This window comes from Paenibacillus sp. JSM ZJ436, assembly GCF_044383795.1.
Taxonomy (GTDB): Bacteria; Bacillota; Bacilli; order Paenibacillales; family Paenibacillaceae; genus Paenibacillus_AQ; species Paenibacillus_AQ algicola.
Map to the genome: position 1 here is coordinate 26,229 of NZ_JBISEO010000008.1, position 23,347 is coordinate 49,575.

At 52.8% G+C, this 23,347-nt stretch carries 24 protein-coding genes and 1 riboswitch; of the genes, 17 read left to right on the forward strand and 7 right to left on the reverse strand.

What is annotated here, in order from left to right:
• Positions 1-22: 22 nt before the first annotated feature.
• The 3 genes from ACH6EH_RS12050 to ACH6EH_RS12060 form a co-directional block, all read right to left on the reverse strand.
• On the reverse strand, positions 23-403 hold the full coding sequence (locus ACH6EH_RS12050) for a DNA primase (protein WP_397332476.1): 381 nt from the start codon (positions 401-403) through the stop codon (positions 23-25).
• A gap of 203 nt (positions 404-606) precedes the next feature.
• Positions 607-720: a sporulation protein YjcZ gene (locus ACH6EH_RS12055; RefSeq protein ID WP_397332477.1), complete on the reverse strand. Its 114-nt coding sequence runs from the start codon at positions 718-720 to the stop codon at positions 607-609.
• A gap of 114 nt (positions 721-834) precedes the next feature.
• The gene (locus tag ACH6EH_RS12060; protein WP_397332478.1) at positions 835-2,001 is read right to left on the reverse strand and encodes an MFS transporter; all 1,167 of its coding nucleotides are present in this window, start codon (positions 1,999-2,001) and stop codon (positions 835-837) included.
• A gap of 185 nt (positions 2,002-2,186) precedes the next feature.
• On the opposite strand from ACH6EH_RS12060, the gene ACH6EH_RS12065 reads away from it, so the two are divergent.
• The 6 genes from ACH6EH_RS12065 (at position 2,187) to ACH6EH_RS12090 (ending at position 9,025) form a co-directional block, all read left to right on the forward strand.
• Positions 2,187-2,630 (forward strand): hypothetical protein, encoded by a 444-nt coding sequence (locus ACH6EH_RS12065; RefSeq protein ID WP_208203301.1) that lies wholly within the window; start codon positions 2,187-2,189, stop codon positions 2,628-2,630.
• 18 nt (positions 2,631-2,648) lie between these two features.
• Positions 2,649-3,809, forward strand: coding sequence for a transglutaminase domain-containing protein (locus tag ACH6EH_RS12070; RefSeq protein ID WP_397332479.1), 1,161 nt, complete (start codon positions 2,649-2,651; stop codon positions 3,807-3,809).
• 105 nt (positions 3,810-3,914) lie between these two features.
• Complete coding sequence (locus tag ACH6EH_RS12075) at positions 3,915-5,963, forward strand: peptidoglycan D,D-transpeptidase FtsI family protein (protein ID WP_397332480.1); 2,049 nt, start codon at positions 3,915-3,917, stop codon at positions 5,961-5,963.
• A 166-nt stretch (positions 5,964-6,129) separates the two neighbouring features.
• On the forward strand, positions 6,130-6,888 hold the full coding sequence (locus tag ACH6EH_RS12080; protein ID WP_397332481.1) for a Cof-type HAD-IIB family hydrolase: 759 nt from the start codon (positions 6,130-6,132) through the stop codon (positions 6,886-6,888).
• 6 nt (positions 6,889-6,894) lie between these two features.
• The gene (locus ACH6EH_RS12085; RefSeq protein ID WP_397332482.1) at positions 6,895-7,374 is read left to right on the forward strand and encodes a DUF456 domain-containing protein; all 480 of its coding nucleotides are present in this window, start codon (positions 6,895-6,897) and stop codon (positions 7,372-7,374) included.
• Between the two features lie 28 nt (positions 7,375-7,402).
• Entirely contained in the window at positions 7,403-9,025 is a 1,623-nt protein-coding gene (locus ACH6EH_RS12090) for a putative polysaccharide biosynthesis protein (RefSeq protein ID WP_138226934.1), read from the forward strand.
• On the opposite strand, the gene ACH6EH_RS12095 is transcribed toward ACH6EH_RS12090, so the two are convergent.
• Entirely contained in the window at positions 9,026-10,387 is a 1,362-nt protein-coding gene (locus tag ACH6EH_RS12095; protein WP_397332483.1) for a DUF2515 family protein, read from the reverse strand.
• 124 nt (positions 10,388-10,511) lie between these two features.
• Here ACH6EH_RS12095 and ACH6EH_RS12100 point away from each other — a divergent pair, with 124 nt between their 5' ends.
• The 10 genes from ACH6EH_RS12100 to ACH6EH_RS12145 all read left to right on the forward strand — a co-directional run bounded on the left by ACH6EH_RS12100 (position 10,512) and on the right by ACH6EH_RS12145 (position 20,131).
• Entirely contained in the window at positions 10,512-10,856 is a 345-nt protein-coding gene (locus ACH6EH_RS12100; protein ID WP_138226932.1) for a thioredoxin family protein, read from the forward strand.
• Positions 10,857-11,026: 170 nt separating this feature from the next.
• Positions 11,027-11,995, forward strand: coding sequence for a COX15/CtaA family protein (locus tag ACH6EH_RS12105; protein WP_397332484.1), 969 nt, complete (start codon positions 11,027-11,029; stop codon positions 11,993-11,995).
• Between the two features lie 249 nt (positions 11,996-12,244).
• Positions 12,245-12,964, forward strand: a complete 720-nt coding sequence (locus tag ACH6EH_RS12110; RefSeq protein WP_397332485.1) for a Cthe_2314 family HEPN domain-containing protein — start codon at positions 12,245-12,247, stop codon at positions 12,962-12,964.
• A 118-nt stretch (positions 12,965-13,082) separates the two neighbouring features.
• Positions 13,083-13,227: riboswitch (SAM riboswitch) on the forward strand.
• A gap of 114 nt (positions 13,228-13,341) precedes the next feature.
• The gene (locus ACH6EH_RS12115; protein WP_397332486.1) at positions 13,342-14,361 is read left to right on the forward strand and encodes a methionine ABC transporter ATP-binding protein; all 1,020 of its coding nucleotides are present in this window, start codon (positions 13,342-13,344) and stop codon (positions 14,359-14,361) included.
• Positions 14,361-15,029: a methionine ABC transporter permease gene (locus tag ACH6EH_RS12120; protein WP_208203295.1), complete on the forward strand. Its 669-nt coding sequence runs from the start codon at positions 14,361-14,363 to the stop codon at positions 15,027-15,029. Before ACH6EH_RS12115 ends, ACH6EH_RS12120 begins: the two co-directional genes overlap by 1 nt.
• Positions 15,030-15,077: 48 nt before the next feature.
• Entirely contained in the window at positions 15,078-15,923 is an 846-nt protein-coding gene (locus tag ACH6EH_RS12125) for a MetQ/NlpA family ABC transporter substrate-binding protein (RefSeq protein ID WP_208203294.1), read from the forward strand.
• 221 nt (positions 15,924-16,144) lie between these two features.
• Complete coding sequence (locus ACH6EH_RS12130) at positions 16,145-17,308, forward strand: type III polyketide synthase (protein ID WP_397332487.1); 1,164 nt, start codon at positions 16,145-16,147, stop codon at positions 17,306-17,308.
• Positions 17,295-18,047: a methyltransferase domain-containing protein gene (locus tag ACH6EH_RS12135; RefSeq protein ID WP_397332488.1), complete on the forward strand. Its 753-nt coding sequence runs from the start codon at positions 17,295-17,297 to the stop codon at positions 18,045-18,047. The genes ACH6EH_RS12130 and ACH6EH_RS12135 overlap by 14 nt, the downstream gene beginning before the upstream one ends.
• Positions 18,028-19,200, forward strand: coding sequence for an NAD(P)/FAD-dependent oxidoreductase (locus ACH6EH_RS12140; RefSeq protein WP_397332489.1), 1,173 nt, complete (start codon positions 18,028-18,030; stop codon positions 19,198-19,200). The genes ACH6EH_RS12135 and ACH6EH_RS12140 overlap by 20 nt, the downstream gene beginning before the upstream one ends.
• 154 nt (positions 19,201-19,354) lie before the next feature.
• Positions 19,355-20,131, forward strand: a complete 777-nt coding sequence (locus ACH6EH_RS12145) for an SDR family oxidoreductase (protein WP_138226924.1) — start codon at positions 19,355-19,357, stop codon at positions 20,129-20,131.
• A 64-nt stretch (positions 20,132-20,195) separates the two neighbouring features.
• Here ACH6EH_RS12145 and ACH6EH_RS12150 read toward each other — a convergent pair whose 3' ends face one another.
• Positions 20,196-20,441, reverse strand: coding sequence for a NifU family protein (locus ACH6EH_RS12150; protein WP_138226923.1), 246 nt, complete (start codon positions 20,439-20,441; stop codon positions 20,196-20,198).
• Positions 20,442-20,522: 81 nt separating this feature from the next.
• On the opposite strand from ACH6EH_RS12150, the gene ACH6EH_RS12155 reads away from it, so the two are divergent.
• Positions 20,523-20,759: a DUF1450 domain-containing protein gene (locus tag ACH6EH_RS12155; RefSeq protein ID WP_138226922.1), complete on the forward strand. Its 237-nt coding sequence runs from the start codon at positions 20,523-20,525 to the stop codon at positions 20,757-20,759.
• A gap of 52 nt (positions 20,760-20,811) precedes the next feature.
• On the opposite strand, the gene ACH6EH_RS12160 is transcribed toward ACH6EH_RS12155, so the two are convergent.
• Together ACH6EH_RS12160 and mqnE are read right to left on the reverse strand one after the other, a co-directional pair.
• Positions 20,812-21,870 (reverse strand): NAD(P)/FAD-dependent oxidoreductase, encoded by a 1,059-nt coding sequence (locus tag ACH6EH_RS12160; protein ID WP_138226921.1) that lies wholly within the window; start codon positions 21,868-21,870, stop codon positions 20,812-20,814.
• Between the two features lie 111 nt (positions 21,871-21,981).
• Positions 21,982-23,088 carry an aminofutalosine synthase MqnE gene (mqnE, locus tag ACH6EH_RS12165; protein WP_138226920.1) on the reverse strand — a complete coding sequence of 369 codons (1,107 nt, stop codon included), beginning with the start codon at positions 23,086-23,088 and terminating at the stop codon, positions 21,982-21,984.
• Positions 23,089-23,347 lie beyond the last annotated feature (259 nt).

Here is a 23,347-nt window from a genome sequence, read left to right on the forward strand (position 1 = left end):
TTAGAGGATCGTCCTTTTTCTCTTAATGGGAATCATGCTGGCTGTCCCACGAATTACTGGGCAGCATCTCCGGAGGATACACAATATACTCTTCAAGACCCGCCTTTTCCAGCTGGGCAACCAGGTACTCATCGGGAGTCCCCTCTACACCGGCATAACCTCTGCGGGTATAAATATGCTCAGCATCGGGGAAGGAATCCCGAAGTATGCCGCGAATTTTTTTGCCGGAGCTGTCATTGTCCATAAACAGGTATACGTCCTCATGACGAATTTGCTTGTGAAGGGTTTCAAGCCTGGTTGTATTCAGGGTGCCAAAGGTGCATACAATTTCAATCTCCGGTGTCAGAAGGCGGCGAAGCCGGCTCCGGTCGTTCTTCCCCTCTACAATAATGAAAATCGGCAAGGCATCCACCTCCAATGATGATTTGGCAAGAAAATGGAAACACACATTCCCCGGGAAATGAACGATATATGTATATTGTAACGTTCTGCCTGTTTTTAATGCAAAAAAGGCAGCATGAAAGGCTGCCCCCAGCGGGACAGCCTGCAAAGCATGACTACCGTTCTGTTGATGAAGCAGAGGCCTCCATAAAGCTTAGGATCAGCTTAGTAGAACAGACCGCTCAAGATGATGACCAAGAGGATGTAGAGCACCAGGATCATGCCGACAGAAGTACCGACACCGCCGCAATAAGCAGCTGCTTTGTTGACGTGACTCATTTTGTTTCACCCCTTCATTCGGTTCGTAATCATGGTAGTAGTTATGAGCTGTACTTTATAGTATGAACAAGGCGCTGAGGCGACTGTGCTTCAGCCTAATAAAAGAATAAGAAGCTACAGCTGTATCCCCGAGGGCATGACCTTGGCAGAATTCTGTTTGCCGGTTAATAAACCGATCAGAGCAGCCATTAACAGCAGAAAGGCTATAAAGTAAGGAGAAGTATGTCCCCGGAGCTGTCCGGCTGCCACAGGTCCTGCGAAGGAGCCAATCGACATGGCAATGGATTGATAAGAGAACACCCTGCCAAGCGCTGCTCCTCCGCTGCGTTCAATAAACAGAGAGGAAAGGGCTGGGAACAGAAGTCCCTTGGCCATCCCCAGCACTAGCAGGATGCCAATAAGCGGCAGTGTGTGCGCGGCGGCCAGCGCGTAGAAGCAAAGCGCCAGGATGAACATGGCGACGGCCACTCTTTTGCCGGGGGAATATTGGTTCAGAAACAGCATACTGAGCGTCACTAGTGCGCCCAGGCTGACGGCGGAGAATAAAATCCCGGTGGACAGAATGCTGGCATGCCCGCCGGAACGCAGCGAGATTTCAAAGAAGAGCATTCCCTGGCAGCAGGCAATGGTAAATGGAACCATGTACAGGCGGAGGCTGAAGGGAAAGCTTTCCTGCGGCAGCGGCTCGGCCTTTGCGGTCACTTTCTGCGGTAGACGTGCTTTCGTCGGGAGCCGGGCAGGACGCGGCACAGTCAGAAAGGCGATTACACCTGTAAAAATAAGCAGCCACCCGAGACCCACGAAGGTACCGCTAAATCCGCTTTGGGCGACGATGATGGCCCCGGCAGCAGGAGAAAGCACAGAGGCGAGCGTATGGACGACCCCGTGCCCGGACATATATTTCCCCTGGGTTACGGGATCCACGGATAACGAGGCAAGGAGTGCCAGACAGGCTGGCGACAGGAAAGCAAGCACAAAGCCGCTGATCGACCGCAGCAGCAGCAGCTGCCAGGGCAGCTGGACATGAGCCTGAAACAGAAGAATGATTCCCGCTGCCGTTAAGCTGAAAATAATGTAGCGCCGGCTGCCATGGCGATCAATCAGGCTGCCCGCCAAGAGGTTGCCGGGCAGGTGAGTGAGTGCATAAATGCCCATCATCCAGCCGATGAAAGCCGGTGCCGCTCCCAATGACAGGGCAAAAGGTGTCAGCACGGGATGCTGGGCATGAAGATCGAAATAAGCCAGGAACAGAAACAGATATAGCCACAGGGCCGTTTTCACATTGAGGCACCTCCAAGCCGCAGGGAATAAAAAACCAAGCTGTACTACTTGTACGCGGAAATGTCCAGGCTTATGCCTCCCTCGCCGTTCCCTGCGTCTGGCTGACAGAGAGGGAGGCAATCATGTATACTAACATAAGTACGGCTCATAGGAAGATTACGGGCATACCGATAGGAGTGAGAGGGTTGGATACACAAGTGTGGCTTGAATTTCTAGAGCAGAACTGGCTAATTATTGCGATTGGCTTGATTGTGCTTCTGATTGTAGTGAATGTAGTCAAGACCATGGTGAAATGGCTGCTTGTGATTTTGATTGCTGGCGGGCTCTTGATTTACAGCGGAATATCGCTGGATCGAATCGGGGAGGTCGTGAGTACGGTCAAGAATGAGACCGTGGATACGGTCAAAGCCGAGGCCATGACGCTGATGATGAAGGAAGCGAAGGAAGCACAATATACATCGAACAAGGACGGCACCTACAGCATCAAATCCCCGAATCTGGAGCTGAAGGGAGAAAGCGGTGCGAATGAGGTCGAGGTGACCTTTCGGGGAGTGCCTGTGGGAACCTGGGACGTGAATCAAAGCATCCAGGAATACATCGGTCAAGCGAAATTAAACAGCACAGAATGAGGCAGAAGGAGGAAGGATATGCTTTCGGCTTGGAGTGACAGTCTGCGGGAAGGCAATGCTGTTACGATTTTGCTGCTGCTCATTGCTGTCTTCTCTCTGGTGCAGGGCTGGAACCGGGGAGCGTCGCGATCAGCAGGCAGGCTGGCTTTTTTTCTGGGAGATACGCTAATGCGTGTCGTGGGCCTGGGAATCTCGGTTCTGTTTACCCTATCTGTATCTCCTCAGGCCGCAGCCTGGCTGCAGGATCTGGCTGAACGCATGCCGGCAAGGGAGCTCAGCTTCTGGGAGCAGATCTGGTTTACAGCCGTGCATTCTCTGGCGAGCTTTCCGCTGCTGCGGTTTGCGGTTCTGTTCATCATAAGCTACGGCATCATTCTATCTTTGCTGCGCCTGCTGGCAGCCTTAACCATTGGAGGCTTGTCGTCATCAGGCAGAGAGAACACCCGCAACAAAGAGGGCTCGTCCTCCCTGATCAGCCGCTCGGCGGGAGCGTTAATCGGGGTCCTGCTGGGGGTGGGGCGCGGAATGATTATTATTGCCCTGTTATTTATTTGCGTCAGCCTGAACCCGGCCAGCGAGTTCAGCCGCTATGTAGAGGCTTCGCCGCTGTATAAGCAAGGTGCGCAGGCAGTCATTGAGCCATTGTCCGGCTCCCTGGTGCAGCGTCAGCTTCCGGTGTTTAAGCAGTCCGTTCAGAAAGAGCTGAACGGTATTATGCAGAAGAAGTACGAGGTCATCGATCATGCTATCCCTGAAGGCATTGAACAGACGGCAGCTTACATCACTGAGGACGCAGTCACGGATGAAGAGAAGGCCAGGATGATTTATGACTGGGTAGGCACGAGAATATCCTATGATTATGATAAGGTTGAGATGTATGAACAGCAGCGGATCTGGAAAGAGCAGACCCCTCAGGATACGTATGACACGCGCCTGGGCGTATGCATAGACTATGCCCGCCTCTACGCGATGATGGCCCGTTCGCAGGAGCTAGAAGTCCGCGTAGTGACCGGGGGAGGCTACAACGGAGAAGGCGGCTTTGGCCCGCATGCCTGGAACGAGGTGTATTTGTCAGAGCAGGACAAGTGGGTGCCGCTGGATCCAACCTGGGCACCGAGCGGAGATTGGTTTAACCCTCCGCGTTTCTCCGAAACGCATATCAAGGAGGAAGTGTTCTAAAGAACACAGGCTACAGCAAACAAAGGGGTGAGAGCAAAGGTGGGGCTTTTTAAACGGGACCCAAAGCGCAGAGAGGAAGAGGAAAATGCAGGGCGTCAATTTAACATGCGCATCAACATTTTTTTCTTCAGCACTTTTATTATTTTCAGCGTCATCATTGTACGCCTTGCATTTTTACAATTTGTCGAGGGGCCGGAGCTGACTCAGCAGGAGACGGGGGGACGAACGAAAAATTACCCGCTCAATCCGATCCGGGGCAGCATTCTGGATGCAGCCGGCACGCCGATTGCTTACTCCAAGCCATCCAATGCCCTGTACGTCACGCTCCTCAAAAACTATAACAAGAACTCTCCTGCCGGAGAAAAGAATCGTCCGGAAATCGAGGCTTTTGCGAAAAAAATGGTAGAGGTGTTCAACAAGCATGGCGAGCCGGATGCCAAGCTGACGGTGGAGGAGGTCATCGCTCTGCTCGATCTGGAGTCGAACCGGCAGCATGGTTACGAGCCCCGCCGTATCAAGGGTGACTTGACGGACAAAGAGGTTGCGTTCTTTATTGAGAACAAGCAGCAATTTCCGGGGGTGGAAATTGTAGAGGAGAATGTCCGCTACTATGACACCGATACGGTTGCGGTGCAGGCTGTCGGTTACCTCAAAAAGTTCAGTGGTCAGAAAAGCCTGGATAAATATGCAGCGATCGACAAGAAGAACAGTGATCGGGAACCAGGGCTCACCTATATGGAATCCGAACTCGTCGGTGTCGACGGACTCGAGCTGATGTTTCAGGATGCGCTCCGCGGCAAAAGCGGCTATATGAGCATACCGATCAATCCCCAGAATATGATTGACGGTGTGCCGTCACTGATGCCGCCGGAGAAGGGGTATAATGTGTACACCACCATCCATAAGGATATTCAAATGGAGGCGGAGCAGGCGATTGTAGATCAGTTAAAATGGCTTTGCACGACGCCGTTCTCCGGTGAGACGCATGCGGAGGCCCAGACAGGCTATGCTGTGGCCATGGAAGTCGATACGGGAAACATCGTAGCCATGGCCAGTATACCTGACTATGATCCGAATGTATGGAAGGACGGAACCCAGGACTGGGACCATGTGATAGCTCATTACCAGAACGGGACTATTACCCCTTACGGCAGCGGGCGTTCCAAGAACGGTCTGGATTCCGTTCCTTGGCTAGGCTCTACGATTAAGCCGCTCAGTGTACTGATCGGCCTGCAGGAAGGCTTGTTTGCTGCCAACGATTATTATTACGATCAAGGCTATGCTCAAATCGGCAAGGATGAACGTAAGGTCAGAAACTCTCTTAGCAAGGTGCTGGGTTCGATTAACGGAGCGGTCGCTATCGAGAAGTCTTCTAACGCCTTCATGATTGATATGGTCGGAGAGAAGCTGTTTAATAAGTACGGCGCTTCGGGAATAGAGGTCTGGGATAATTATATGAAGCAGTTTGGACTGGGCGTCTCCACACAGTCCGGCCTGCCTAAAGAGTTTCTTGGCAAGATCGATTACGATAACATCGAACAGGCCGGCAGTGCGATGGCGGCTCTGTCTTTCGCCTCCTTCGGACAGTCCGGAGGGTATACAACGCTGCAGCTGGCACAGTATACAGCTACTATTGCTAATAAGGGAGAGCGCATCAAGCCGCAAATAGCGCTGAAGATCGAGAATCAGGACGGGCAGGTCATTCAAACCTTCAAGCGGCAGGTACTGAATACCGTCGAATTCGAGGATAAGCACTGGGATGAAGTTATTAAAGGCATGAATACGCAGGGGCTTTCCTCCTTTGAGGGCTTTGGTTATGATTTTGCCCGCAAGACAGGAACCTCGGAGATGTCCATAAAAGAGAACGGCGAGGCTAAGTTTACAGACAACGGTGTCTTTGTGGCCTTTGCGCCTAGAGACAAGCCGAAGCTCGCGGTGGCTGTCATCGTTCCGGAAGGCGGCTTCGGATCCTACAGCGCTGCACCTATCGCTCGCAAAATTTTTGACGCCTACGATGAGGTTTATGGCCTGGACGGCACCCCGCATCCCAAAGTGGAAGGGACCGAGGGAGAAGGTGAAGCGGCAGAAGAGCCGCAGGAAGAAGGAGCAGCAGCACCAGCGGCAGAGGGAAATCCGCAGGAAGTCGCGGAGTAGCATCCCTTTACCCGCATAAGAGGATTCTTGCTCAGCGATGGGCAGGGGTCCTTTTTGCTATGTTCCTGTACGATGCACGGGTTGTCATTTGCAAGAAAGGCTCGGGTTTGTGATAAAATGTCCTTATGTTGAAGCAAGGAAGCTATTTGCGGAAAGGAGCGGTCATATGAGTTTAAAGTACCGGCTGCTGGCATTGGATATGGACGGGACACTGCTGACGGATGAGCATGAGATTTCGAGGGAAACGGTAAAGTGGATTAAGGAAGCGGTCCGGCAGGGCGTGCATGTCTGCCTGTCTACCGGCAGAGCCTTCAAAAGCGCTTATCCCTATGCACAGCAGCTGGGGCTCGCCACACCGATGGTGACGGTCAACGGAAGTGAAATCTGGAAAGCTCCCTACGATCTGTACCACCGCTCGCTGATGGATGTCAGTCTGGTCCGCCAGATGCATGCCTTGGCTATGAAGACCGGTGCCTGGTATTGGGCCTATACGGTAGAACAGGTGTATAACCGGGACAGCTGGAGTGAGGCTCTGCACCAAACTTTAGAGGAGCAGGAATGGCTGAAGTTCGGATATTACACGGAGGACGAGGAGGTCCGCCATCATATTTTAATGTCATTGCAGGATATGGGCGGCCTCGAAATTACCAACTCATCACCGTTCAATCTGGAGATCAATCCGCTGGGTGTAAACAAGGCCGAGGGGATCAAGAAGGTGTGTCACCTGCTGGGGCTGGACATGTCGCAGGTGGTCGCCTGTGGAGACAGCCTGAATGACCTGGCCGCTATCCAGGCGGCGGGGCTCGGTGTAGCCATGGGCAATGCCCAGCAGACGGTGAAGGATGAAGCGGATCTCGTGGTTGCGGGTAATAATGAGGACGGCATCGCTGAGGTGATCCGAGATGTTATCCTGAGACAGGAGTGAGATCAGATGGATGTGTTAGGCTGGATTCTGGTAATTGCCTTGTTTGCCGTCGGTATGGCGGGGGCCGTATACCCTATTTTGCCGGGTGTGGTCGCCATTTATTTGGCACTGTTCGTATATGGCTGGTTCTTCACATTTCAGCATTACACCGTATGGTTCTGGGTCATTCAAACGCTGATTCTGCTCGTGCTGTTCGTGGCGGATTACGCCGTCAATGCCTGGGGCGTCAAAAAGCTGGGCGGCTCTAAAGCCTCCATCTGGGGCAGTACGATTGGCCTGATCATCGGCCCGTTCGTCATCCCGGCTTTCGGCCTGATCATCGGACCCTTTATCGGTGCTCTGATTGGAGAGATGCTTGCGGGCTCGGGACCGGGCAAAGCGATGAAGGTTGGGGCAGGGTCGGTGCTGGGTCTGTTTAGCAGCATTGTGGTCAAAGTTATTTTACAGCTGGCCATGATTGTCATATTTTTTATTTGGGTTTTTTGATACGCCGTGAGGAAGAAAGAAGGGTGCTATTTTGGCAAAAGACAGCTTTATTAAAGGGACGATTATTCTGGCAGCGGCTGCCCTGGTGGCAAGGGTGCTCGGCATCGCGCAGCGGATTCCGCTGGAGCACCTGCTGGATGATATCGGCCAATCTGCATTTGCAAGTGCGAACAATATTTATTTGATTCTGCTCGCTTTAGCGACCGCCGGCGTGCCGAGCACGCTGAGCAAGATGGTATCCGAACGCTACGCGATGAACCGCCCGGCAGAAGCCAAGCGGGTCTATCAGGCTGCACTGTATTTCTCCGCCGGGGTCGGGGTCGTCATTACGCTGCTGCTCTTTTTCTTCGCGCCCTATTACGCCCGACTGACGAAGCTGCCGGAGGCAACTGCAGCGATTCAGGCACTTGCTCCGGCATTGCTGCTGTTTCCGACGATTGCGATGATGCGGGGGTATTTTCAGGGCCGCAACTTTATGACGCCCGGTGGAATTTCGCAAATTGTAGAGCAGATCGCCAGAGTGGTGACGGGCATCGGACTCGCATACATATTGATTCACTTTGGCTATAATGATCCGCTTGCTGCCGCGGGTGCTACCTTTGGCGGCGTTCTCGGCAGCCTGGCAGCCTTTGCCGTCATGCTGGCCTTTGCTCTGCGGCTGCGCCGTCAGGATAAGCTGAATCATGAGCTGGCCGCAGACACCACCATTCCGCTGGGAACGATCTATAAAGCGATATTTACGCTTTCCATTCCGATTGTGCTGTCCTCCGTGACGGTGCCCTCGGTGAACTTTCTCGATACCTCACTGGTCAAGCCGCTGCTAAACGGAGTCATTGGCCCGGAGGAAGCTACAGCAGCCCTGGCCGTGCTAGGCACGCGGGCTCAAAGCATTGCCGGAATCCCGCCCATCCTGGCAGTCGCGCTCGCGCAGTCTCTGATTCCAATTATTTCGGCTGCCTATGCCCGAAAAGACGAGCAGCATCTGCAGCATCAGGTTACGCTGGCGCTGCGGGTAGCGATTCTGTCCGGAATGCCGGTCGTGCTGGTTCTTGCCGCCGCCGCTTATTCCCTGAATGGATTGCTGTTTAGCTCCATCGAGGGCACCGGTATTATTATGATGCTTACGCTGACTACGATTTTTCAGATTACGATGGTTACCTCGGGCTCCATTCTGCTGGGAACCGGCAAAGCAAAAATCACAGTCAAGCACGTCATCGTCGGCCTGCTGGTAAAGCTGGCCGGCAGCTATCTGTTATCGCCGCTGCTCGGTATTTACGGCATCATTGCAGCTACGGCGCTCTGCTTCTTGGTGATCACGATTCTGAATGTGCGTACCATCAAGAGCATTGTCTCATTCTCCATTCTCGGCACCCGCTGGATCGCCTTTGGCATGACTGTGCTGATCGCTTTTGGCGCCGGCTACGGTACGGAAGGGTTTAGCCGCCAGCTGGTGAATGTGATGCCTGACCGCTTGGCCTTTTTGATTGTGTGCGCAATTGTCGGCATCGTGGTAGGTGCACTGTACCTGCTGCTCTTGATCATTCTCGGGGTTGTGCGGCAGGCTGAGCTCAAGGGGTATCCACGCGTGCTTCAAAAAGTACTGCGACCGTTGATGCGGCTTGCGCCTTCTGCGTTCCGCCAGAAAGGCTGATCAGGTGTTTGGAGCTTTCAGCCACCGGCCAGCATCATGGGCCATGGAGGTCCGCTCCAGTGAAGAACGGTGGCGGTGGGTCATATCTACAAAATAGGGCAGTGACGGCTTGCTAACATGACGCAGCATATCCGGCTGCTGATACCAGTCATAACGGGGAATGCTTTCGTACTCCAGGTCTTCCCACACCTGAAGCAGTCGCGGGCTGTAGAGCCGCTGCCCCTCCGGCAGCCACTCGGACTGGAGCAGAGCCTGGCTTTCATCAGAGGCATCCATGGAGCCCTCAGCCTGATATGTGAATAGAGCAGGCCAATACTCTTCCCTAGAACCCAGGTGCGGGGTGCAGTTGACGAAATGCAAGGCACCTTCCAGCACACGCTTATATCCGAACAGCATGCCGTATAGAGATTTGCCGATCTTGATCCGCGAGGACGGGTCGGCAAAATGCTGCACGGTCAGGCCGATTAAAGGGCGCAGAGGAAGAATGGACTCTTTGTACAGCTCATGGCGGCAGCGACTGTCTCCCAGTGGAAACAGAATCTGATTCAGGCGGGTCCACTCATGAATTTTGAGGTAGGGATGCTGAAGCACCTGCTCACGGTAAAAAGGATGGGAGACCACCCGTCCTTCGATGTAGTTCTGCTCATTGATGATCAGGGCAACACTGAGCACTCCGCTGCTGCGTTCGATCCAGAACCGTTCCCAAAACGGCGTCATGAAGGCCGAAACATCAAACCAGGGCAGCAGGTGAAAGCAGCTCCGCTTCTGTTCACGGCTATATTTATACAACAGCAGCTGCGGATAGGCATCTTGAAAAATAAGCGCGTTGCACCGCTCCAGAAATCGGTACATGTTCAGCTTGAACGCGGCATCGGTCAAATCAGACATGAGCCCGCCCTTCAGATCCGTCATATTCCAGCCGGCATTTCTTGAAACCAGATGGGCCAGCAGAGCCCAGTGCAGCTCCGGAAATTCCAGATAGATCTCTAGATAAGCCTGCGTGCGTGTTACATTGCTTCGGTTCCGATCGGCAGTCATCTCCTGGATCCGCTGAATGAGCAGATGATCCGCCGTAACGAGGTCCTCTGCTTTGCTGCCCGGCAGCGGAGCATCGACTCCGGCCTGAAACCTTGAATGACGGGCGTCGCGTTCCCTCCGGCAGCCCTCAGCCGTGCGGTCGAGGATACACAGGATGCTCCTGACGCTTCCCTCGTTCCAATCCAGAGGAAGCTTGCTCCTGCGAAGCTCGCCGGAGTTGTGCCAGGATGCGGCTAAGCCGCTGACAGCCTCGGAAGCGGCATGAGGCAGGGCGCTCAGCATCGACCAAAGGGAGCCTGTCCGCTGTCTCCGCTGCTGTGGCATACCATGACCTTCTTTCGCAGTGTTCTTGAGTACCCATGTAGTATGCTCGCAAAATTTGACTTCCACTCTGACATTTGCTTCACTATTGTGGAGAGAGGAATTCACAGGAAAAGGGGAGTTACCTATGGAAAAAATCACGTCAAAAGCTGAGTTTCAAGTTGCGATCCAGCCCCCAAGACTGACCATTGCTGTTTTCAAGGCAGACTGGTGCGGTGACTGCAAATTTATCGATCCCTTCATGCCGGACCTGGAAGCCCAATACAGCGACCGCCTGACACTGGTAGAGGTTGATGTGGATCAAGTGGGGGATGTCAGTCAGGAGCAGAATATTCTGGGCATCCCGAGCTTTGTGGCTTACACGGATGGCCGTGAGCTGGTTCGGTTCGTGAACAAGCTCCGCAAGTCGCGGGAAGAGATTGAAGCCTTCCTGCAGCGCGCCCTGGAAGTATACAACACGATCCATAAGTAAATGAGATACGAATAGAGCACTATTTCCTTGTAAAGAGGGAGATAGTGCTTTATTTTTGAACATTTTGTCACAAACAAGCCATGACCCCAGCGCCATGATCCGCTATAATATAGATGACGTGGAAAACTTCATGCTCAGAATACGAAATATAAGGCAGCAGGTGAATAATTTTGAATAATAAACAGTTGAAATGGCTCAGTTATATAACGTGTCTCATTATGTTTCTAGCGACCTTTGGCGGAATGGTGGTCACGAAGACAGACTCAGGCTTGGGCTGTGGGCAGGAATGGCCGTTATGCAACGGGAAATTTGTTCCCGCTTACACCCTGGCTTCTATGATTGAATACTCGCACCGCCTGATTAGTGGACTGGCTGGCTTGTCAGCGCTGGCTTCTCTGCTTGCCTTCGTTCGCTACAAGCGGCATCGCCGGGATCTGCTGGCGTACGTGGGGCTAACCTCCGTCTTTGTCATCCTGCAGGCTATTATGGGCGCAATGGCCGTAATGTCTCCGCAATCAGCGGCTGTGATGGCACTGCATTTCGGGTTTTCTCTCATTGCGTTCGCAAGCTCGGTGATGCTGGCCTTGGCTATGCGGCGGCTGGAGCATGAAGGTGATACGAAAGATTCCGAGCCATTGCCGCAGGTCAGCAAGAGGTTTCGGAATCTGGTATGGGCAACTGCAGTGTACTCCTACGTGGTAGTGTACATAGGGGCATTTGTAAGCCATACGGAATCCAGGGAAGGTTGCTCCGGGTGGCCGCTGTGTAACGGAGAGCTTATCCCGGAGCTTTCAGGCGGCGTTGGCATTGCCTTTATGCACCGCGTAGCGGCGGCATTGCTGCTGCTGACCATTGCAGTGATGGCGCATTTCGCTTTTTGGCGTCACCGCAATAATAAAGAAATTCAAATGCTGGGCGTTGCGGCCTTAGTGCTGTGCCTGCTTCAAGTGCTGAGCGGCGGAGTGCTGATGTCTACGATGCAGAATGAGGAGCTGTACATTTTTGCCGCTTTGGGTCATACCTTGCTCATCTCAGCGCTCTTCGGGGTTCTGGCCTACCTTAGTGTCCGGGTGTGGCAGCTGAGCCGGTCACGTCCTGCCCAGAAGGGAGATCAACAGCTTGCAACGGCAGCCTCTTAAGATGTAGAACAGAACACATGCACGGTACCCAATAATCAATACGACAAGTCCTCGAGTTTCTCGGGGGCTTGCTTGTTCACCTTAGGAATGAACAGGGCCCCCTTAAGGACATTTTAAAGGTGGGGCTCCATATCCTCTCTGCAGCGGTTTAATTCCTCCAGAGATCTGTTTATATTTAATAAACATCGCTCGATACGCCAGCTGCCGCGTCTTATATGAACTTGAACTTGAACGTAGGGAGGTTACGCCATGCTTCGAATACTGCTTGGGGAGGAGCCTAGACTTAATCACGGGCTCATGGAAGATGCGATAGAAACCATGGTAACAACCACACAGCTTCTGCAGAAGGAAATGGACAAGAACCAAGACCCCACGCATGATTTCCGCAAGCTGGAGATTTGGACGCGCGGCTTGATTGTGTCCCTGGATGAGCTGGAGCAAAGCTGCTTTGCAGCAGGACATTTTCGTAAATCGATCAAGGCAGGATATGTCGATGAGCTGTCCATTCAGGAGCAGGGAGAGTACGGCCGTTACGTTTACTTTTACAAAAATGCATTTATCCGGGTCTTCTCCATTCTCGACAAGCTCGGAACCGTGCTGAATGATCTTTACGACCTCAACACATCTAAGGTCAAGGCGCATTTCAGTTATTTTACGGTGCTGCGGCAGTTTAAATATTTGAAAACCCATGAGGATTTATCCCGGGAGCTGGAAGCCATCAAGGACAGCTATCGCAATCCGATGTCCGTGCTTCGCAAACGCCGTAACGCCGAGGTGCATTACATGAATTCGGAAATGCAGGATGATCTGTGGCAGCGTCATAAGGGTCTCAACGACAAGGTGGAGCTGGAGGATCTGGATCAGCATCTGGATGATCTGAAACAGGGGCTGGATATGGTGTGCAAGACACTGGCTGCGTCCTATCACTACACCAATAAGCTCTGGTCTGAAAGAGGAATGAAGGCGTAAAGCGGGTTTAACTTTCCTTGAAATTCCTTTTGACTTTAGAATGAAAACGGCATATACTAACTATTGCATTCATGAATAGTTTCTGAAAACGATCAAATTATAATTTCATATCGATGTTTTCTTATCGAGAGAGGCGGAGGGACAGGCCCGATGAAGCCCGGCAACCGACTTCTGAGTCACGCGCAGCATACCGCGGGAATCAGAGGTGTCATGGTGCTAATTCCTTCAAGACTGAGCGACAGCGCAGTCTTGGCAGATGAGACAAGGCATCTTTCTTTCGTTAGCGAAGAGAGCCCTTTTTTGATTCTGTATCTGAGGAATCCATAGGGCTCTCTTTTTTTGGTTAAAATGAAGTGAAGGGAAGGAGTGTGCAGCTTGTGATTGAGCTGAAGCAGCTTACGAAGCATTACGGTAAACCGGGTGCGTTGACAACCGCTTTGTCAGGCCTCGATTTATCTATACAGAAAGGCGAAATTTTTGGAGTGATCGGGCATTCCGGAGCCGGGAAAAGCACCTTGATTCGCTGCGTGAATCTGCTGGAGCGTCCGACCTCGGGAGAGGTCTGGGTGGGCGGTGTCGAATTAACAGCTCTCGGCAAAAAACAGCTGCAGGAGGAGCGCCGCCGAATCGGAATGATCTTTCAGCATTTCAATCTGCTCTCCTCAGCGACGGTGTATGACAATATTGCGTTTCCGCTTCGGCTGATCAAGACGCCCAAGGCGGAAATGGAACGGAAGGTCAGTGAGCTGCTGACGCTTGTCGGTCTGGAGGCACATCGCAATAAATATCCCGCACAGCTGTCCGGGGGACAGAAGCAGAGGGTTGGCATAGCCCGAGCACTGGCCAGTGATCCTGAGGTGCTGCTATGTGACGAGGCCACTTCGGCACTGGATCCGCAGACGACGGATTCCATCCTGAAGCTGCTGCTGGACATCAACGAGCGCTTTCAGCTCACGATTGTTCTCATTACTCATGAAATGCATGTTATTCAAAGCATCTGTGACCGAGTTGCTGTCATTCATCAGGGCGGGATTGTGGAGCAGGGGCCGGTCACGGAAGTGTTTCTTCGACCTAAGCACGAGGTTACCCGTGATTTTATTCGGGAGGATCAAAGATTTATTCCGGAGGCGCTGTACGAGCAGGGAGCTTCTTCTCAAGGGTCCCACAGCCAGACAGTCAAAATTACGTTTCTGGGGCCAAAAACCTACGAGTCCACTCTATCCCAGACCGTGAAAGAAACCGGCGTCGCTTTTGCAATTTTACAGGGCAAGATTTCAACGATCAAGGCAACCCCTTATGGCCAGCTGATCGTTCGATTTGAAGGCCAGCCGGAGGCGGTAGCTGCCACGATTGCGGCACTTCAGGCAGAAGGACTTGATGTGGAGGTGGCAGGCTGATGCTCGGATTGGATTTTACCCTGGTGGATTGGGAAGAAGTACTGACAGCCACGCTGGACACCCTGCGAATGCTTCTGGCTTCCTCCGTGTTCGCGGTGCTGATCGGCCTGCCGATCGGTGTGATGCTGTACATGTGGTCAAGATCCTCGTCAGGATGGGCGAGAGCAGGATACAGTGTCCTCTCCTTCGTGGTCAATATTTTGCGCTCCGTGCCATTCATTATCCTGATCGTGGCCTTGATTCCGATTACGAAAGTCATTGTTGGTCAATCCTATGGGGTGCTTGGAACCATTCCCCCGTTGGTGATCGGGGCAGCGCCTTTCTTTGCAAGGCTTGTAGAAACCGCACTGAGCGAGGTGGATAAAGGCGTTATTGAGGCCGCTCAGGCAATGGGCTCTTCAACCAAGCAGGTTGTGCTGAGAGTGCTGCTTCCGGAAGCAAGGCCAGGCCTGATCGCGGCGGTGACCATTACGATCGTGACTCTGGTGTCCTATACCGCGATGTCCGGTCTTGTCGGCGGCGGCGGGCTGGGGGATCTCGCGATCAAATACGGCTATAACCGCTATGAAACCGAAGTGATGCTCGTAGCTGTTGTGCTGATGATTCTGCTGGTACAGCTGCTGCAGATGGCAGGCGATCGAATCGTCCGGCATTACACCCGGAAGTAGGTTTAAGCAGAAATAGTGAAATTTATAAATATTGGAGGATATAACGAGATGAAAAAATGGAATGTAATGATCTTGGCCCTGGCTATGCTTCTGGTGCTTGCGGCTTGCGGGACAGACACTGAAAAAGAAAGCACCGGCTCGGATGCCGGAGCTAAAGACGGAGCAGCAAGTGAAACCGTCACTCTGCGTGTAGGGGCATCGCCACAGCCTCACTCGCAAATTCTGGAGCACGTCAAGCCGGTGCTGGAGCAAGAAGGCATTCAGCTTGAAATTATCGAATTCACGGATTATGTCCAGCCTAACCAGCAGACCGACCAGAAAGAAATCGATGCCAACTTCTTTCAACACAAGCCGTATCTGGACGGCGAAATCGAGCAGCGCGGCTTCGATCTCGCTCCAGTTACTGCGGTGCATGTGGAGCCGATGGGAGCTTACTCCAATCAGGTAGAGTCTTTGGACGATCTGAAGGACGGTGCAGTCATTGCCATTCCAAACGATCCTTCAAACGGAGGACGTGCCCTGCTTCTGCTGGCCAAGCATGGTGTTATTCAGCTGGAGGATGACAGCAATCTGGCTGTAACCGCCAAGGATATTACCGGCAACCCGAAAAACCTGGAGTTTAAAGAGGTTGATGCAGCGATGCTGCCCCGGATGCTGGACGAGATGGATGCGGCAGTCATTAATACGAACTATGCGCTGGAAGCGGGCTTGAATCCGCTGGAGGATGCGCTGGTCATCGAGGACAAGGATAACCCTTATGCCAACCTGCTTGTTGCCCGCTCGGACAACAAGGATTCCGAAGCGATTCAGAAGCTGGCAGAGGCACTGACCTCGGCAGAGATGAAGACTTTTATCGAAGAGCAGTTCAAAGGATCTATTATCCCGGCATTCTAAAACGGCAACAACCAGATGTCGATCCAACAAATTCATGGAAATGAGCATACAGCGGCCCGGAAACTTTCCGGAGTCGCTGTATTTTTTATAGTGGGTGAGATTCCTTTTAAGTGGTTCAGGGTAAATAGGTTCAATAACGGCATAATAAAGTCAGTAGGCTTATCGTTGGCGATGAGCTTGTTTACGGTAACGACGAATTCATATTTCAGGAGGTCATTTTCATGAACCCTAATCTTCATGCAAATCCACAGCAAGCCTCAATCCTGGGATTCGGTACAGCGCTGCCGGCTCATCAGGTTCCTCAGCCTGACATCACCAATCTGCTAACTTCCCATCTGCAGGACAAGCCGGATCTGGCGCGCTTTGCAAGAAGGATTTTTAACTCCTGCGGAGTGGATACCCGATATACAGTAGAGCCGAGCTATACAGGAGCTGCGGAGGACTGCAAGTATCTTCCTACCGGAGATGCAAGCGGCATACCGACCACAGAAGAACGGATGGATACATATAAAAGAGAAGCGCCTCCGCTCGCTCTTGAAGCTGCCCAGAAAGCGCTGAAGGATGCAGGTACGCATCCAGAATCCATTACCCATCTCATTACAGTCAGCTGCACGGGGCAATACCTTCCCGGCCTTGATGTGACACTGATCTCCCAGCTGGGCCTGTCGCCAAGGGTTAATCGTTTGCCGGTTATTTTCCAGGGCTGTGCTGCAGGTCTCAAAGCGATTCAGATGGCAAGGGATGTCGTGCAGGGAGCACCCGGATCGACTGTGCTTGTCGTCTGCGTAGAGCTGTGCACCTTGCACTTCCAGCCCGTGATGGAGAAGGAAGCTCTATTTGCGGCCTCCTTCTTCGGCGATGCTTCGGCATCCTGCGTCATTGGCCACGCAGATGAAAACAGCCGCCATTATTTCCAGCTGGGCAGAGGATATTCAGTGCTGCTGCCGGACACCACAGAGGATATGACCTGGGAGGTTGGCAATTTCGGCTTTGATCTATATCTGTCGCCGCGGATTCCGAGACTGCTGGGACAATATATTGCTCCGGAAATGGAGCGTCTCTTTGAAGGGGAGGAGCTTCCTGAGCTCTGGGCCATTCATCCCGGGGGAAGAGGCATTGTGGACTCCGTGGAAGAGGTAATGAGTCTGCGGGAGGATCAAACCCGGTTCAGCCGCGAGATTCTGCGTACCGCCGGGAATCTGTCCTCCTGTACCATTCTCTTCGTACTGGATGCCATGCGCCGGGACCTTAAAGCCCAAAGCAGCGCCGCTCAGAACGGAGTAGCCATGGCGTTTGGCCCAGGACTGACAGCCGAGCTTATGCGCTTTGAATATATTGCGGCAAAGGTGGCATCCGAGTCGGAGGCGGACCATGTCTATCTTTAGGAATTTATCGACCCGGGCGAAGGAAGACGAGTTAATGGATGATTTCTCCATGGGCGGGGCAGAGCTGAGCGAGGCGCTGGTGCATTTAAGGCGCTTGAACAAAATATTCGCGGCTCCCGGACCGACACGCTATGGCGTGGAAAAGCTGTGGAGAATGATGGGCAGCCCGGCGTCCTTGAGTGTTCTAGATGTAGGCGCAGGCTCCGGTGACGTCAACCGGAAGCTGCTGGAGTGGGCAGCCAGCCGGGGAGTGGAGCTGCGTATTATCCTTGTCGATCTCACCGAAGAGGCGTGTCAGGAAGCCGCGGCCTTGTTCAAGGATGAGCCGCGGATTCAGGTTCAGCGTGCGGACGTGCGCGATCTTCCGGATGCCTCGGCTGATATTGTTACCGGCTCCCAGTTCGTACACCATTTTGACGGGGATGAGCTGGTAGACATCGTCTCTCATATGCTTCGCGCCTCCCGGTATGGTGTTGTGATCAATGATATTCACAGGCATCAGGTTTCCTACACTGCAGTTTGGCTGACAACCCGGCTGATTTCCCGTAACCGGTACATTCGGCATGACGGCCCGTTGTCCGTAGCCAAGGGATTTACTGCGAGAGACTGGAAGGAGCTGAAGCGCCGGCTGAACCATGAAACGATGACGTTCTCCTGGAAGCCTCTGTTCCGCTATGCGGTAGTCATTCCGCATCCCTTGAAGCCGGGAGGAAAGGAGAGTGGAATCGGATATGCATAGTTGGGACGCCGTTATTATTGGAGCAGGAATTGCCGGGGCCAGCACGGCTATACAGCTGGCGCAGCAGGGCCATCGTACGCTGCTGCTGGATCGTCAGGAATTTCCCCGGCATAAGACCTGCGGTGAGTTCATGTCACCGGAAACGAAAGAGATGCTGGAGTATCTGGGGATTGTGCCCCAGCTTACATTAATCTCACCTAGTCCGATCTCCAAAGCAAGAATTGTGATGCCCCAAGGCGGGGAGATGGAAGCCTCGCTGCCAGGTGAGGCCTGGGGCATCAGCCGCTATGAGCTGGATACATTGCTTCATGCAAGAGCGCTTGCTGCAGGCGCTGAAATATGGACGAAGAGTAACGTCACCTCCATCAGGCAGGACGCGGATGGAACTTACCAGATCGGCATTAAGACCGGTGAGGAGGAGGTGCTGTACCATACTCGCGCCGTGATTGCTGCCCACGGAACTAGAAAGCCGAAATTCGTTCCCAATACCGAGGATCAGTACAGAGATCAGACGGTCTATGTCGGTGTGAAATCACATTATACGGGGCTCACGTTGGGACCGGAGGTAGAGCTGTATTTTTGCGAGGGGGGCTACACCGGAATCAATGCCATTGAGGGCGGAAAAGTAAACATCGCGGCATTGCTGACCCTGAAATCTGTGCAGGCTGCCGGTAAATCCGTGCAGGACATTCTGCAGGCTGCCGCCCAGTCTAATCCCAAGCTGGCAGCCAGGCTTCAGGAGGCCGTTCCCGTTGAAGGCACGCAGGTTTCCATTGCCCCCGTGCGGCTATCGGATGCCCCTGAGCCCTGGTCAGACTTTCCGCATGTCGGGGATGCCATGATGATGATTCCTCCGCTGTGTGGAGACGGTATGTCGATTGCGCTGCGCTCCTCACTGCTGTGCAGCCGCTTGACCAGTCAGTATCTCAATGGGGAGCTGTCTCTGGAGGAATGGAGAAGCGGCTACACCAGAGAAGCGGAAGCCCAATTCGGCAGCCTGCTGCGGCGGGCGCGGATGATTCAACGGCTTGCGTTTGCCAAAACGAATATTTGGTATCCCGAGCTGGCGAAGAGATTTCCTGTTATCTCCTCCTACCTCGTTAAAGCGACCCGCTTGCCGGAAACCGGCTTGTTAAGCCGACGAAATGCATAGCAGGGATCTCATCAATCATAAAGGCATGAACTGGCCGGGAGCAGCAAGCCGGCAGTCATGCCTTTATTGACTTTATGGAGCGTTTGTTGAGCGTTCCAAGGAAATCTTTTATACTGAGAATGAAGAAGAGACTAAGCCGGAGGAGGAAGGACCTTTGAAGGGAAAAGTAGCGCTGGTTACGGGCAGTGCAACCGGTTTGGGAAAAATGACAGCATTATCCCTCGCCCGTCAGGGATGCCATATTGCTATCAATTATGTGAATAGTCAAGAACAAGCTTATGCCCTGAAGAGCGAGATTGAAGCTCTCGGTGTCAGAGCCATTGCAGTCCGGGCCGATGTCGCAAAGCAGGAGGATCTGGAGCATCTGGCTGAGGAAACCGAGCAGCACCTGGGTACGGTGGATATTCTGGTGAACAATGCGGGACCATTTATCCGCGAGCGGAGATTGTTCTCGCAATATACGTCTGAGGAAATTATTCATCTGGTGAACGGCAATCTGACGGGAGTGATGCTCCTGGATCATATGGTACTGCCCTCTATGCGGGAGAAGAAGTGGGGACGGATCATTCATTTCGGTTTTGGTCATGCCGGAGAAGCCCGTTCCTGGCCACACAGATCTGTATATGCAGCAGCGAAGGTCGGACTGGTTTCATTTACGAAAACGCTGGCGGTTGAAGAGGCTCCTTACGGGATTACCGTCAATATGATCTGTCCTGGAGATATTCGCGGAGCGAACAAAGAGAAGAGTATCGCTGAGGTGGCTGGCATTAGCGACAGTGATACCCCGCGCGGACGCTCTGGCAGCGGAGAGGATATCGCACGGGTGATTGAGTTTCTGTGCATGGATCATTCCGATTTCATTACCGGCAACATTATGGATATTTCCGGCGGCCTGGACCCCATTCGACCCAAGATTGCTTCACAGCCCTGATCCATACATGAGAATAAAAAAAGCCTTGATCCGTTATGGACCAAGGCTCTTCAGCTTATATGGATCAGAATACCTGAACAACTTCCTCAATGCCTTCCACTTCTTCAACCAGTGCACGCTCAATACCGGCTTTCAGTGTAATCGTGGAGCTTGGGCAGCTACCGCAGGCACCTACCAGCTTCAGCTTAACGATACCGTCTTCAACGTCGACCAGCTCAACGTCACCGCCATCACGCTGCAGGAACGGACGAAGCTTGTCGAGCACTTCTGCCACTTCATCGTAAACGGTGGTTTGTGTGTTCTCGCTCATCTTGATCAACTCCTTTCCTCCATATATTATAGTACAAATAGACGAAAATTAAAATGCCAATCTGAAGGCAGGTTGTTACAAATGAAAAGAATTGTTGAATTTTGTGCCGGCAACACCAGTTATGGAACGGATCGAGCGCTGCGTCCGCTAGAAGAGCAGGGACTGTGCAGCGTCATTGAATACGGATGCCTGACGAGCTGCGGCCAATGTGACCAAACACCGTTTGCGCTTGTCAACAACGAGGAAGTAGAAGCGCCAACCGCGAAAGAGCTGTATGCTGCTGTGCTGAAACGGCTGCGGGAGCTGGAAACGAAATAACAGGAAGAGCTCCCTATTCCTTGGCGGCGCATTCAGCAGCAAAAGTGCCGAATTAGAAATGACGCTTAGACTTCCACAGCACACCGCTCTTTAGCAGGCGGGGAACTCGTCCAATGACGGAGGTCTTGCCCATCAGGCCAAAGCCTGCACGTTTGCCTAGAGAGCCCAGGGTGCCCTTCAGCTTCAAAGGATGAACCTTCGGCTTCTCTTCATTCCACAGCGCTTTCAAAACATGGCCGATCTGTTCCGCCTGAGCGCCAGCAGCCTGAGCACTTGGGACGAACGGAAGGCTGGCACAGTCCCCAATGACATATACCTCAGGGTGTGAAGGTACCTGGTACCATTCATTCAGCATAACACGCCCGCTTCGATCCTTCGGCAATGCCAGCTTCTGCACGACCTCGACCGGCTGGATGCCCGCGGTCCATACCGTAATGTCTGTGGCAATCGGCTGCTCAATGTTATATACCATGTTCGGTTCAACGCGTGAGACCGATACTCCGGACAGAATGTTCACGTCGTTCTCGGCAAACCAACGCTGAATGTAGGCCGACAGGCGATTCGGGAAAGAAGAAAGTACCCGGGCACCCCGGTCCAGAATGGCGATGTTCAGATCAGGCCGGCTCTCTCTCAGATCCGCAGCGACCTCGATTCCACTCAGTCCGCCGCCCACAATATGCACTTGGCTATAGGGCTTCAGGTTGTTCAAGCGAAGATAAGACTCTCTCGCCCCCGAGAAGGACTGGAGACTGCACGTATATTCTGCTGCACCCGGCACACCGTGGTATTGATCTGTACAGCCCAGCGCAATGGCGAGCTGATCATACTCCATCGGGTCCTCCTGGTGAAGGTGAATGCGTTTGTGCTCCAGATCAATGGAGGTAACCTCTCCGTAATGAATCGTGAGCTTATCGTATTCAGGGAACTGGACGCGGAGCTCGGTATCTGCAACGGTACCTGCCGCCAGTGCGTAATATTCCGTTTTTAGTCCCTGATAAGGCATGCGGTCAATGAGCACAACCTCCAGGTCATGAGGAAGATAGCTGCTGAATAATTCCTGAATCAAGGCAAGACCGCCGTAGCCTCCGCCGAGTATGACGAGCTTTTTCATATATGTCTTCCTTTCTGCCGGCCAGAGCTTGCAGTCATCATCCTGGTGCCTGTGCTTTGGCCGGGGTGTCCTTATACTTCTTCTTAACCGCATGAAGCAGCGATAAACGGCTTATTCGTAAACCATGATCTCATTGTAAAACGTATCGCGCTCCACCGGGATGCGGCCTGCACCCTTGATCAGCCAGACCAGCTCTTTGCGGGTCAAGCCTTCCGGGGTCAGGGCACCGGCTGCGTGGCTGATGCGCTCCTTCAGGATCGTACCATGCACATCGGAGGCTCCGAAGCTCAGCGCCACCTGGGTCAGCTGGGCACCAATATTAATGAAGTACGCCTTGATATGATCAATGTTGTCCAGCATCAGGCGGCTGATCGCGATGGTCTTCAGATCCTCATAAGCGGAGTTGCGGCGCATAATGCCCGCATTCTTATTCTTCGGCTGCATAGAGAGCGGAATGAACACCATGAAGCCGTTCGTTTCGTCCTGCAGCTCGCGAATTTGTATCATATGGCGAATCCGGTCCTCATGACTTTCGATCGATCCATACAGCATCGTCGTGTGCGTACGGATCCCAAGCTGATGCGCAGTCCGGTGCACCTCCAGGTACTGATCGACATTCGCTTTATCTACTTTCATTTTTTGACGGTATTGATCGGACAAAATCTCAGCGCCGCCGCCGGTCAATGACTTCAGCCCAGCCTTCTGGAGCTCTTGAAGCACCTCGGCAATGCTAAGTCCGCTAATTCGCGTGAAGAACTCAATCTCTGCAGCCGTATACGCCTTCAAGGTAACCTCTGGAAAACGCTCATGGAGGGCTTTCAAGGAATCGACATAGTATTGAAACGGAACATGGTTATTATGCCCGCCAACGATATGAAATTCCCGGATTCCCGGATGAAAATGCTGCTCGACGTACTCAATCATCTCCGGACCAGAGAGGGTGTACGAGCCTTCCTCGCCCTGATCTTTTCGGAAATTGCAGAAGGCGCAGTGAGATTCACACACATTGGTAAAATACAGGCTCATGTTCTCAATAAAATAAACCTTTTTCCCGTTTTTACGCAGATTGGCTTCGTTAGCCAGCTGTCCCAGGGTTAAAAGGTCATCCGTTTGGTATAAATATACACCGTCTTCCACATCAAGACGGATTCCGTTTTGAACTTTTTCTACGATCTCAGCCATTCTTTTGTCCATGGCCGGACTTATCAGGGTAGACATTCTATACCTTCCTCCTTATGACAGATCCCGAAGCATGCCTTCATGATGGAGATCTGTGTATCTTGGTGCGCGTCACGGGCGCGCTGCTGTCTCAGTACATCAACCAATGGGAGGCAGTCGTTATATTTACAATAATATGTGAAAAAATATACAACTATAGACCAGCCGCAGCCCATGGGCTCAGGGCAAACTGGGGAGCATAACGGCATGTAATCCAGCCTTCGACCTCTCAAGTTTCTTCCCTATTATAAACCCGACC

What these genes read in the sequence shown, in the direction of transcription:
- ACH6EH_RS12070 (WP_397332479.1), top strand. Translation starts at nt 2,649, where the DNA reads ATGCTTTCGGCTTGGAGTGACAGTCTGCGGGAAGGCAATGCTGTTACG.
- ACH6EH_RS12110 (WP_397332485.1), top strand. Translation starts at nt 12,245, where the DNA reads ATGCTTCGAATACTGCTTGGGGAGGAGCCTAGACTTAATCACGGGCTC.
- mqnE (WP_138226920.1), bottom strand. Translation starts at nt 23,088, where the DNA reads ATGTCTACCCTGATAAGTCCGGCCATGGACAAAAGAATGGCTGAGATC.
- ACH6EH_RS12075 (WP_397332480.1), top strand. Translation starts at nt 3,915, where the DNA reads ATGCGCATCAACATTTTTTTCTTCAGCACTTTTATTATTTTCAGCGTC.
- ACH6EH_RS12095 (WP_397332483.1), bottom strand. Translation starts at nt 10,387, where the DNA reads ATGCCACAGCAGCGGAGACAGCGGACAGGCTCCCTTTGGTCGATGCTG.
- ACH6EH_RS12055 (WP_397332477.1), bottom strand. Translation starts at nt 720, where the DNA reads ATGAGTCACGTCAACAAAGCAGCTGCTTATTGCGGCGGTGTCGGTACT.
- ACH6EH_RS12080 (WP_397332481.1), top strand. Translation starts at nt 6,130, where the DNA reads ATGAGTTTAAAGTACCGGCTGCTGGCATTGGATATGGACGGGACACTG.
- ACH6EH_RS12125 (WP_208203294.1), top strand. Translation starts at nt 15,078, where the DNA reads ATGAAAAAATGGAATGTAATGATCTTGGCCCTGGCTATGCTTCTGGTG.
- ACH6EH_RS12100 (WP_138226932.1), top strand. Translation starts at nt 10,512, where the DNA reads ATGGAAAAAATCACGTCAAAAGCTGAGTTTCAAGTTGCGATCCAGCCC.
- ACH6EH_RS12150 (WP_138226923.1), bottom strand. Translation starts at nt 20,441, where the DNA reads ATGAGCGAGAACACACAAACCACCGTTTACGATGAAGTGGCAGAAGTG.
- ACH6EH_RS12085 (WP_397332482.1), top strand. Translation starts at nt 6,895, where the DNA reads ATGGATGTGTTAGGCTGGATTCTGGTAATTGCCTTGTTTGCCGTCGGT.
- ACH6EH_RS12120 (WP_208203295.1), top strand. Translation starts at nt 14,361, where the DNA reads ATGCTCGGATTGGATTTTACCCTGGTGGATTGGGAAGAAGTACTGACA.
- ACH6EH_RS12160 (WP_138226921.1), bottom strand. Translation starts at nt 21,870, where the DNA reads ATGAAAAAGCTCGTCATACTCGGCGGAGGCTACGGCGGTCTTGCCTTG.
- ACH6EH_RS12130 (WP_397332487.1), top strand. Translation starts at nt 16,145, where the DNA reads ATGAACCCTAATCTTCATGCAAATCCACAGCAAGCCTCAATCCTGGGA.
- ACH6EH_RS12135 (WP_397332488.1), top strand. Translation starts at nt 17,295, where the DNA reads ATGTCTATCTTTAGGAATTTATCGACCCGGGCGAAGGAAGACGAGTTA.
- ACH6EH_RS12155 (WP_138226922.1), top strand. Translation starts at nt 20,523, where the DNA reads ATGAAAAGAATTGTTGAATTTTGTGCCGGCAACACCAGTTATGGAACG.